Origin of the sequence: Mesorhizobium sp. M7A.F.Ca.CA.002.04.1.1, from assembly GCF_004022805.1 — a bacterium.
Lineage (GTDB): Bacteria > Pseudomonadota > Alphaproteobacteria > Rhizobiales > Rhizobiaceae > Mesorhizobium > Mesorhizobium ciceri.
Genome location: NZ_RZPL01000096.1, coordinates 1 through 11,246, shown reverse-complemented (window position 1 = coordinate 11,246; position 11,246 = coordinate 1). Strand labels below are relative to the sequence as shown.

Here is an 11,246-nt window from a genome sequence, read left to right as displayed (position 1 = left end):
ATCGTTAGCCAGCGCCCGGGCGATCGCCGTGCGCTGCTGCATGCCGCCGGAGAGCTGCTTCGGCCAATGGTTCTCGAACCCTTTCAGGCCGACGAGATTGACGTAGGAAGCGACGACCCCGTCCCGCTCCTTTTCGGGCATTCCGCGTTCGCGCAAGCCGAAAGCGATGTTCTGCGCCACAGTCAGCCAGGGAAACAGCGTGTAGGACTGAAAGACCATGCCGCGATCCGGCCCCGGCCGGGTCACCGCCTTGCCGTCGAGCAGCACACGGCCCTCGCTCGATGCTTCCAGGCCCGCGACAATCCTGAGCAGTGTCGACTTCCCGCAGCCGGACGGCCCCAGAATAGTGATGAAGTCGTTGGCGGCGACCGCCAGGTCGATCGGCATCAGCGCCTTGACCGGCTGACCGCCGCGCACGCCGGCAAAGGTGCGCGAAACGCCCTCGATGAGAAGCTTGTTCACGCCAGGCTCCACGGAAAGAGCCAGCGGTTGAAGGCCTTGAAGGCGAAGTCGGACAACAGCCCGATCAGTCCGATGACGATGATGCCGAAGATGATCTGACCCGTCGCCAGCCGCGACTGACTGTTGATGATCATGTAGCCGATGCCGGATGACGAGCCGATCAGTTCCGCGACGATGACATAGGTCCAGGCCCAGCCGAGCACCAGCCGCAGCGTCTCGGCGACCTCCGGCGCATTGGCCGGCATGATCACCCGGTTGACGATGCCGCTGTTGGTGGAACCCAGCGTGTAGGCGGCCTCGACCAGATCGCGTCGTGTGCCGCCAACTTTGACCGCGATGATGAGGACGATCTGGAACACCGAGCCGACGAAGATGACCAGCAGTTTTTCCAGCTCGCCGATGCCGGCCCACAAGATGAGCAGTGGGATGAATGCCGACGCAGGCAAGTAGCGGGCGAAGGAGACAAAAGGCTCCAGAAACGCCTCCACCGGCTTCCAGGCGCCCATCGCGATGCCAAGCGGTACCGCGACGACCGAGGCAAGCAGGAAGCCGCCGAAGACGCGCCAGATGGTGATCAGAACGTCGAGCCAAAAACGGTCTTCGACCAAAAGCCGCCAGCCATCCCGCAGCATCGACAGCGGATCGGCGAGGAAGATGCGGTTGACGTGGCCGCCTAGCGTGATCCAAGCCCAGAAGGCCACGAAAAGCACGAAGAAGGAAATGCCGAGCACGGTTCGGATGCCCGGCGAGACTGGATGCAAGGGGCGCATCGTCAAATCGTCGCCATTTTCAAATGGTCCCCATGCTCAAATCGCGCTTTGTCCAAGAGAAGGCGGCAGCGCCAGGCGCCGCCGCTTGATGGTCAAAGGCCGAACGATCAGTTCGAAACCGGGCTGGTGTCAGCCAACGTGGTGACGTCGGGCGCTTCCTTGATCAGTCCCATCTGCAGCAGCAGTTCGCCAGCGGTCTTGGAAAAGTCCTGGAATTCCTTGGTGAAGAACTGTTTGTTCTCCGCCCGGTCGGCCCATTTCAGGTATTTCGCCGAATCCTCGAATTCCTTGGCCGACTGTTTCACGTCGGCACCCATGGTCTCGTAGGATTTCTGCGGATCGCTCTTGATCAGGTCGAGTGCATCAAAATAGCTGTCGGCCAGCGCCTTGGCGGCATCCGGATTGGTTTTCAGGAATTCGGGTGTGCAGCCCACCGTGTCGAGCACCATCGGGTAGTCGAGCGTCGTCGCCAGGATATGGCCCTGGTCCGACTTGTCGCGCACCGCCGAGATGAACGGCTCGTAGGTGACGGCGGCGTCGTTCTGCCCGGCGAGGAAAGCTTGCGCCGCCGCATCAGGCTCCAGATTGACGACGGTGACGTCCTTCGTCGACATGCCGTTCTTGTTCAGCACCCAGGCGAGCATGAAATAGGGCGACGTGCCCGGCGCCGATGACGCGACGTTCTTGCCCTTGAGATCGGCGACGGTCTTGATGTTGTTGCGGGCGACGATGCCGTCGGCGCCGTAGGATTTGTCGAGCTGGAAGATCTGCTTGGTGGTGACGCCGCTGGCGTTCCACACCAGCCAGGTCTCCACCGTGGTGGCCGCGCATTGCAGGTCGCCGCTGGCGATGGCGAGCGGCCGGCTCGCTTGCGGCACCTTTTTCAGGGTCACGTCGAGTCCGTGTTTCTCGAAGATGCCCGCCTGCTTCGCAAGCGTCAGCGGCGCGAAGCCTGTCCAGCCGCTGATGCCGATAGTGACCGAGGTGGCAGCCATCGCCGGTGCCGACAGGCCGGCGGCAAGTGTCAGAGTTGCGGTAAGAACGGCGATCCTGTTCATGTCGGTTCCCCTTTTGTTTTTGCTGGGGAATTGTCTCACAGACGCCAATCGGCTTGTCAATGAACAGCTTGGTGAGGCAACCGGCAGGCCCGGCTCTGCTGTCGGCCAATGGCTACCACCGCCAGAAATCCATCGTGGCTAATCCAAAATGGCCTCAATAATCGTCGCAGGTGCACTCCGCCGACGATATACGGTCATTCCAGTCGCTGCCGCCGAAATCGCGGATCCGGCGCCGGATCTCGATCGAGCGGCCACCCATCCGGGAGTCCTCATAGGCAATGAGTGTGCAACCCCGGCGCACAATCACCGACGACACACGGTCGTTCCAGAACTGGCCGCCGCGAAAGTTCACGGAATCGTCGGGGCCCATACCGATGGACCGACCGCGAAAATTCGCGTGCTCGAACATCATGCAGGCGGGCTCATCATTGTATTGGGCGCTGGCGGCGTCGGCAAAAAGTACGGACGCGACAGCAGTCAGGATGGCTAGACGTTTCATCTGATGTTTCCTCGGTTTTTGCCGCGGCCCCTCCGACTGGATAGCGCGGTCCGGCCAATTTGCCAATGCTTCGGTCGCCTAGCGGCTGTCAAACATCCAGCTGCGGTTGCGCCACATTTTCTCGCCGACCAGGCAGTCGGTGGCGGGCTTGTCCTGCGCCAATACCACCGGCGGATGCGTGGCTTCTTCTGCCGCCCATTGCGGCGAGGCCGGGCCGGCGAGTTCCAGCACCAGCTTGCGACGGATGGCTTCGGGAAACTGCGTCCAGTCATTGACCGGAATCATGAAGGCTCCGGGTCCGCCGATGACGCAGTCGCTGTAGTAGCGATCGAGATTGCTGACTTCGTAGGCGCCGGAAAAACCGCCTCGCGTCATCAGCGGCAGGCCGTTGATGACGATGCCTTGCTTGATCAGATCGTCGCGGGTCAGGTTGACCGGCGCGCCTTGATTGTTGGGGCCATCGCCCGAAATGTCGATGACCCGCTTCGTGCCCTGGTAGCCGCTTTCGGCGAACAGGTCATTGCCGAACTCCAGCGCTCCGGAGATCGAGGTGCGCCGCGCGCTGTTGGGCGGCTGAGCGGATAGTTGCGCAACCACCCGCTCGGCGTCGGTGCGGCTGGCGATCACCGTCCACGGCACGATGACGCGCTGCCAGTTGGTGCCGGCCCATTCGACATAGGTGACGGCGATCTTGCCATAAGCGCCATCGGCAATGGCCTGCAGCACATTGTCGTGCGTCAGTGCCGCGGCGTAGCCGTGACGCTGGATCTCGAGTTCGTCCGGAGACATCGACAGCGAGACATCGACGGCCAGCACCAGCTCGACATCGACGGGCTCGTCAGCTTGGGCCGCGGGCGTCAACCAGAGCGTCAGTGCGAACGCGGCGCAGCCTGAAAGGAAATGTCTTGCGCAGGCAAAAGCAGACATGCCGCGAAGGTAAGCGAAAACCGTCGGCTTAAAAAGAGAAAAGCCCGGCCGATGGCCAGGCTTTTGCCTTCATGCCCTTTGCGCCGGCTAGCAATCAGCTGCGCGGCTTCAAATTCTCCGGATCGTAGAGCGGCTTGTAGCCGACAGCCGCCACTTCGACCGGATATGTCTCACCGAAATACTCGATCGTGAGCTTGCGGCCTTCCTGGGCGTACGCCCACGGCAGATAGGCAAGACCGATATTCTTGCCGATGGTCGGGCCATAGGCCATCGAGGTGGTGAAGGACCGCCGGCCGAGTTCGTCGACCAGCGTCTCGCCGGTCTTCGGATCCATCACCGGCATGGTGCCGACGGGATAGCGGGCAACGCCTTTGGAATCGACATTCTCGGTCATCACCAGCGTGCACAGCATGGCCGGCTGGTGCTCGCGGGCGCGGTATTCGACGTGCTTCGCCTTGCCGCAGAAATCGTTCTCCTTGACCTTTGGACGAGCGAGATCCGCTTCGAGCAGATTGTACTCGGTCAGAAGGTCGGCGTTCTGCAGGCGCAGGCTCTTTTCCATGCGGCGCGTGTTGGCATAGGTCTCCACGCCGAAAGGCATCACGCCGGTCGAGCGCAGCGCGTCCCACACAGCGAGACCGTCCTCGTAGCGCATATGCAGTTCCCAGCCCTGCTCGCCGACATAGGAGATGCGGAAAGCGGTGACGTCCTTGCCGCCGATCCGGACCGGCTTGATCGCCGCGAATGGGAAGTTCTCAACAGAGAGCCCGTCCGGGTTTTCGACCACCTTCTGCAAGGTCGCCCGGGCGTTCGGTCCCCAGATGCCGATGGTGACGAACTTCTCGGTCACGTCGGTGATGGTGACGTCGAAACCTTTGTCCTGTGCCGTGCGGCGCATGTACTGGAAATCGCGCGGGCCAGCATCCGCGCCGTCGATCAAACGACAGCGGTCGGCCATGCGAATAACGGTAAAGTCGGCCCGCACCATGCCTTCCTCGTCGAGGAAGTGGGTGTAGATGCCCTTGCCGATGTTGTTGTCGCCGCCAATCTTGGCTGCGCACAACCATTCCAGCAGCGCGACATGGTCTGGACCTTCGATGTCGTACATGGCGAAATGCGACAGGTTGACGATGCCGCAATCCTCGCTCATGGCGAGATGTTCGGCATTGGAGACGCGCCAGAAATGGCGGTTGTCCCATTCGTTCTCACGCACCGGCACCCGGTTGCCGTATTTCTCCAGGAGATGCTCGTTGGCGGCATAGCCGTGGGCGCGCTCCCAGCCGCCGAGTTCCATGAAATAGCCGCCGAGTTCCTTCTCGCGTTCCCAGAACGGCGAGCGCCGGATATTGCGGGCCTTGGAGAACGGCTCGCGCGGATGCACCGCCGGATTGTAGACCTTCATCGCCGTCTCGGTGCAGCGGTCCCAGATGAACTGCTCCTTGGTCTGGTGCGGATAGAACCGTGCATAGTCGATGGCATGGTGATCGATTGCGGTGCGGCCGTCGGTCATCCAGTCGGCGATCAGCTTGCCCATGCCGGGACCATCCTTGACCCAGATGGCAACGGCATACCACAGACCCCGCACCTTCTGGCTTTCGCCCATCGACGGGCCGCCGTCCGCGGTTACCTGGAGAAGTCCATTGAACGAATGGCTCTCATTATAGCCGAGTTCGCCGAGGATCGGCGTCAGTTCCATGGCGCGTTCGAGCGGCGCCAGGATCTGTTCCATGTCGAGATCGCGTTGCGACGGCGAAAGCCGCGCCTGGTCCTTCTCCAGCAGGTCGCGCGGGTGGCAAAGGCGCGGATTGGTCTCTTCGTAATAACCCCATTCGATCTGCCCGCCCTCGGCGGTCTTGGGATCACCGGTGTCGCGCATATAGGCCGAGTTGCCCTGGTCGCGCAGCAGCGGCCAGCCGATCTCCTTGCCGGTGCCGGCGAACTCGTTGTAGGGGCCGAAGAAGGTCAGCGGATGGTCGATCGGCATGACCGGCAGGTCTTCGCCGACCATTTCCGCTATCAGCCGGCCCCAAATCCCGGCGCAGACGACGACATAGTCGGCCTCGATGGTGCCGCGGTCCGTTACCACGCCTGATATGCGGCCGTCCTTGACGACCAGCGACCGGGCCGATGTGTTGGCGAAGGATTTGAGCTTGCCCGACGCTTCCGCCTGGTCGACCAGCTTGCCGGCGACCGTCTGCGAACGCGGGATGACCAGACCGGCATCGGGATCCCAAAGACCACCTTGAACAATCGCTTCTTCGATGAGCGGAAATTTTTCCTTGATCTCGGCCGGCTCGATCAGGCGCGCGCGCGTGCCAAACGCCTTGGCCGAGGCGATCTTGCGCTTGATTTCTTCCATTCGGCTGTCGTCGCCGACACGCGCGACCTCGAGGCCGCCGATACGCGCGTAATGACCCATCTTCTCGTAGAAATCGATGGAGTAGAGCGTCGTCCAGCACGACAGGAAATCGTGGCTGGTGGTGTAGCAGAAGTCGGAGGCGTGCGCCGTCGAGCCGATATCGGTCGGGATACCTGATTTGTCGATGCCGACAATGTCATCCCAGCCGCGTTCGATCAGGTGATGGGCGATCGATGCGCCGACAATACCGCCCAGGCCGACGATGACGACCCTCGCCTTTTTCGGAAACTCTGCCATTGCCCGCGACTCCAAAGTGATAAAGCGGGCGGACTATAGGGCGGAGCAGCAGCACGATTGAAGCCTGTTTGCGACATTGGCAAAAAGCCGAGCGACCAGACGGCAGAATGCTTCACACCGGGCGCCTGGGGCGGTTCGCTTTCCGGTAGGCTAACTCAGGCGAAGGCCCAGATGTCCTCGGCCTGGAAACCGACCTGATAGCTACGCATCGAGATCAGCATTATTATAAAAGATCTTACTTATATACTTCGATGAAAGATAAATCTGTAAGTATATTAATTGTTGCAATCGTTATGAGATATGGCATACTAATAACTTAACGAATTAGAGCGCATGCTGGGCGGGAAAACGCGTGCTCAAAGGTCGATTTTCAATTGCGCTCCTCTTGGCTTTGGTCACCTGCGGGCACTCGCAATCCGCATCACTCGACACTGGAGACGAACGTTTTCTCTGGCTCACCTCTTCGTCGATCGATCGCGTTGCCGTGACATACTCGCAGGGAACGCTCTATGTCCCCTCAGATCTATTTCGGGAACGAAATCCGAAGGCAACCATGGATATCAAGCAAGTCGCGCTACGACTGAGCTATCCTGAACTGAAAGCTGGCCGCGGGCCAAACCCCCAGATCCGGGGGGAGGAGGATCTGCTGCCGCTTTCGGACGCACTCGGAGTGGCGGCCTCCGTTCCAGGCGGCCCACTAAAAATTCATATTCCGCAAAACCTCCTGCTTCCAATTATAAATGACCTCGATGCTGGTATTAAATTCGCCTCGTTTCGCGTAAAGGATAATGCTAAGGGGTATCTCTCTCACAATATCTACTATATTTCCGCGCCGGATCCTATGTACATTATGTGCACTGGATATTCTTCTGTATCATCGTGCATGATGAGCTTTGATAGGGCTGGATTGCGCTGGATGATCATGGCGCCTCGTAAATATCTTCGAGAGGACGTCTCTAGGTTTCACAAACGTCTTTCGGCGCTGATTGATTCATTTTCTGAAAAATAGGAGCGTATCATGCCAACTTCACAGCAGATAAACGATATTAACTCTGCATATGCGCTTACCATCTCGACGGGTGACGCGTCTCATTACTACGATGCGCTTTCCGCCGCTGGCATCTACTATGGAAGCATGGCACATGGTGTCGTGAACGCCGACTCGTTAATCGGAATTGTTGCTAACAACTATGCCAAGAACAAAATAGATGGCGATTTCGCGTCAGGACTCTTTGACCAACGTCGCGATGCGCTCATGCTGGAACTCGCTACGCGTGACTACGCTCTTCGGTCAACACAAACTGATTGGAACCTTACGGGGCGGCAAATTTCCGACTATCATGATGCAGCATACCAAACTGTTTTCCCCGAGCTCTCAGGCGCGGCGGAAGGGTGGACACCCTACTACGAGGTTCGAGCTCTCAACGACTATGATTTCTGGCTGGTCACGTCGAGTGCGGATCTGTCTCAGTATCTATCCTACTTTAGAATGAATATTCCGCTGACAGTCGGCGATGCTACGGCGAAAAACTATGCGCTCCAATGGTTCCAGGATATGGATCCATTTGTGTTTAATCTATCTCAGATGAAATTTATTATCGGGGACGATGTTCTCGCCAAAAGCTTGCTCCAGTGGGCCGCTACCCATACGGGATTCTTGGATAGCAAGCAGTCATATCTGTTCGAGCAAAAACCGTATGCCCCAGCTAACGACACCGATGCGTCTGGTTTCCTTGGCAGGTTCATTCATGGTCTCCTGATTGAGGAGGCGGTTTCAGGAACCTCAAATATCCTGCATGCCAGCACTGACTACAAGGAGATATCGTTCGACCGGAGCGATCTCCCCACAACTCCCCATGGGACTGAGTTCGATCACGTGATCAACCAGACCATCGGCACCGCAAACGAGTTGACTCTTGCAGGGTACAATTCCGAGTGGATGCAATCGGATTCCTACAAACTGTCGAACCCTTACTATTGGGGGCTCGACCCGCATAACATCGTCAATATCAACGGCGCCACCTTCATAGCCGGAAATGCGGCAACATCGGCGAACAAGGATGGAAATCTGGTTGTCCTGCAGGGTGACGTTACCAGCTTCACCTTGAACAGCACCTCTCAGTTTATTCTTGTTGGGAATGAAAAGGACAACGAGATAACCTTGGTCAATCCGGATCAGGGATTTGTCTTTTCTGGCGCTGGAAATGACCACATCATAGTCTCGGGTGTTGCAGACAACAGCTGGGGTATAATCCTGCCGGTCATGATTGATACGGGCAGCGGGAACGACACGATCGAGTTCCAGGATTCGAGTCACTTTTTTGTCGGCTATGTCATGACGCCCGATGGCGGGCATGACGTCGCTGTTGGAAATCTAGAGAAGTATTGGCCATCAGATCCCGCTTCAGACTATTCTGCTCCCTTGAATAATTTCCTATTGTCTGGATTAAGCCTCACCGATCTGGATCTAGAGAAGACATTGGTCGCGCAGCGTACAACAACGATACATGCAAGTGAGCAATGGTATGAGATAGACTATGTTACGAACTGGTGGGATGTAAAATATACCCTCAGCGGCAATGACGGAGCCACTTCAATCGAAATTGGTACATATTCATTTAGCTCCAACAAGGCCTACTACATCAGTACCGATGTGCTTTATGGAGACTACACGGTAGACTTTGGTATGTCTTCAGAATGGACAGGGTCGGCGCATGTTATTAACGGGTACTTCGGCAGATCGCAGGTTTTTAATTCATTCTCGTTGGCTTATTTGGACGAAAATGACAACGCGCACAGCGTGGCAATGAACACCGTGTTTGATATGGGATTCGACCCAGCATGGCTTGTTGCCGCTTGAAGTATGTCTTGGGTGAGTCACCTCGGTCTGGATCAGTGGCAGTAACAAGCAATATGCTTGAGCTATGCATAGGATTTTGTGCTGAAGTAGGTGGAACGAGATCTCCATGACCCGATCCCCCGAGAAGATAGGTTCTGGGGGATTTGAAAGGTCACTTGTTGCGGCGAACAAGGCGGTAATCCTCGCAACAGCGGTGATAAGCGGCGTCATAAACGTATTGGCGCTAACTGCCCCCTTGTTCATGTTGCAGGTTTATGACCGTGTGCTTGCCAGCCACAGCGTCCCAACACTGGTCGGCCTCGGGATGCTTGCGTTCGGCCTATATGCCTTTCAATGCGGCCTTGACATCATTCGTGCCCGCGTTCTTCTACGCGTCGGTGAGCGGTTCGATCACCAGCTTTCCGGGCGCGTTCACGACGCAGTCGTCCGCCTTCCACTCGAAACTCGCATGCCCAGCGACGGATTGCAGCCGCTGCGCGATCTCGACAATGTACGCAATTTTCTCTCCGGACCCGGTCCGACCGCGTTTTTCGATTTACCTTGGATGCCCTTTTATCTCGGCCTGTGTTTTCTACTTCATTTCTGGCTTGGTATGACAGCAATGGTCGGCGCGATCTTGTTGGTCTCGCTTACCGTTATTACCGATGCGTCTTCCCGCAACCCAACTCGAGAGGCACTCCGGCATAACACGGTGCGCAATGCCTTGCTGGACGCGTCCCGTCGCAATGCCGAAGCTATACGTGCGATGGGGCTTAGCAATCGCATGACCGCGCGCTGGCGCCTTGCAAATTCGGACTACCTTGCGGCAAATCGCAGGGCCAGCGATGTTGTTAGCGGCCTAGGGGGCGTTGCAAAAACACTTCGTTTGGTTCTCCAGTCCGCAATCCTGGCAGTGGGTGCATGGCTCGCTATCGAGCAGCAGGTCACACCGGGGGTGATGATTGCCAGTTCCATCATAATGGGCCGCGCACTAGCGCCCGTCGAATTGGCAATCGGAAGTTGGAAAGTGTTCCTGATGGCGAGACAGAGTTGGATCCGCCTCAGGGATTTGCTGCTGATGATGCCTGAAGAGACAACTGTCTTGGCCCTGCCCAAACCGCAATGCGAACTGCGTGCCGCAGGCATCACCGTCGTTCCCCCTGGTGAGACGAAGCCGACGGTCTTCGCAGCAAACTTCGTCATGCGCGCGGGGAGCGCGCTCGGCATTATTGGCCCTAGCGGTGCGGGGAAGTCGACGCTTGCCCGCGCTCTCGTTGGCGCCTGGACCCCGGCGAGCGGCAAAGTGCGTATTGACGACGCGTCACTCGACCAGTGGGATCAGGAGGCAATCGGTCGCCACATCGGCTACCTGCCACAGGGGGGCGAACTTTTCGATGGCACGATCGCAGAGAACATCGCCCGCTTCGAATCCGACGCGAAGCCGGAGACAATTGTATCAGCCGCGATGGCGGCTGGCGTTCATGAGCTTATCCTGCAGTTTGATAAAGGATATGAAGCCCGCATTGGAGAAGCCGGATCATCCCTTTCGGCAGGGCAACGCCAGCGGATCGGCCTTGCCAGGGCACTCTACGCCGATCCGTTCCTCGTCGTGCTCGATGAACCCAATGCGAATCTTGACGCCGATGGCGAAGCTGCTGTTGTGAAGGCAATCGCGGCCGTGAGGGAACGCAAGGGGATCGCAATAGTTATAGCGCATCGACCGAGCGCGCTAGCTGCAGTCGATTTCGTTCTCATGATGGAGGCCGGTCGGGTCAAAGCCTTCGGACCACGCGACGAAGTTCTTTCGAAAATATCAAAGGTCCCTTCTCCGAATCCTACCATGGCTGGATATCCGGGCTTTTCTGTATCGGCCAGGATGCTCGCGCCCTTCAAGATGGTCGCAGATCCGAACGAGTCAAAGCCGGAGGTCGCTGAAATCTTGATGGAGGGATCCGATGCCAAACGTTGAGGCCGAATTGGTTTCAAGATCTATCCGGCGGCACCTCTTCATTGGCGGCACTTCCTGCCTTTTCTT

The 11,246-nt window shown here is 58.0% G+C and carries 9 protein-coding genes; 3 read left to right on the top strand and 6 right to left on the bottom strand.

Annotated features, from left to right (window positions below):
• The 6 genes from ENZ75_RS07680 to ENZ75_RS07655 all read right to left on the bottom strand — a co-directional run.
• Positions 1 to 462 (bottom strand): ATP-binding cassette domain-containing protein (locus tag ENZ75_RS07680; RefSeq protein WP_128278007.1); only part of this gene is annotated, 462 nt, incomplete at its 3' end.
• The gene (locus ENZ75_RS07675; RefSeq protein WP_063168206.1) at positions 459 to 1,232 is read right to left on the bottom strand and encodes an ABC transporter permease; all 774 of its coding nucleotides are present in this window, start codon (positions 1,230 to 1,232) and stop codon (positions 459 to 461) included. The genes ENZ75_RS07680 and ENZ75_RS07675, both read right to left, overlap by 4 nt.
• Positions 1,233 to 1,339: 107 nt before the next feature.
• Complete coding sequence (locus ENZ75_RS07670) at positions 1,340 to 2,290, bottom strand: ABC transporter substrate-binding protein (protein ID WP_063168207.1); 951 nt, start codon at positions 2,288 to 2,290, stop codon at positions 1,340 to 1,342.
• Between the two features lie 154 nt (positions 2,291 to 2,444).
• Positions 2,445 to 2,789 (bottom strand): peptidase inhibitor family I36 protein, encoded by a 345-nt coding sequence (locus ENZ75_RS07665; protein ID WP_024501320.1) that lies wholly within the window; start codon positions 2,787 to 2,789, stop codon positions 2,445 to 2,447.
• Between the two features lie 78 nt (positions 2,790 to 2,867).
• Positions 2,868 to 3,716 (bottom strand): DUF1194 domain-containing protein, encoded by an 849-nt coding sequence (locus ENZ75_RS07660; RefSeq protein ID WP_063168208.1) that lies wholly within the window; start codon positions 3,714 to 3,716, stop codon positions 2,868 to 2,870.
• 94 nt (positions 3,717 to 3,810) lie between these two features.
• Positions 3,811 to 6,372 (bottom strand): FAD-dependent oxidoreductase, encoded by a 2,562-nt coding sequence (locus ENZ75_RS07655; RefSeq protein WP_063168209.1) that lies wholly within the window; start codon positions 6,370 to 6,372, stop codon positions 3,811 to 3,813.
• A 553-nt stretch (positions 6,373 to 6,925) separates the two neighbouring features.
• Here ENZ75_RS07655 and ENZ75_RS07650 point away from each other — a divergent pair.
• The 3 genes from ENZ75_RS07650 to ENZ75_RS07640 all read left to right on the top strand — a co-directional run bounded on the left by ENZ75_RS07650 (position 6,926) and on the right by ENZ75_RS07640 (position 11,180).
• Positions 6,926 to 7,381 carry a hypothetical protein gene (locus tag ENZ75_RS07650; RefSeq protein ID WP_127224123.1) on the top strand — a complete coding sequence of 152 codons (456 nt, stop codon included), beginning with the start codon at positions 6,926 to 6,928 and terminating at the stop codon, positions 7,379 to 7,381.
• Between the two features lie 9 nt (positions 7,382 to 7,390).
• Complete coding sequence (locus ENZ75_RS07645) at positions 7,391 to 9,232, top strand: hypothetical protein (protein WP_063168211.1); 1,842 nt, start codon at positions 7,391 to 7,393, stop codon at positions 9,230 to 9,232.
• A 106-nt stretch (positions 9,233 to 9,338) separates the two neighbouring features.
• Positions 9,339 to 11,180, top strand: a complete 1,842-nt coding sequence (locus ENZ75_RS07640; protein ID WP_063168212.1) for a type I secretion system permease/ATPase — start codon at positions 9,339 to 9,341, stop codon at positions 11,178 to 11,180.
• Positions 11,181 to 11,246 lie beyond the last annotated feature (66 nt).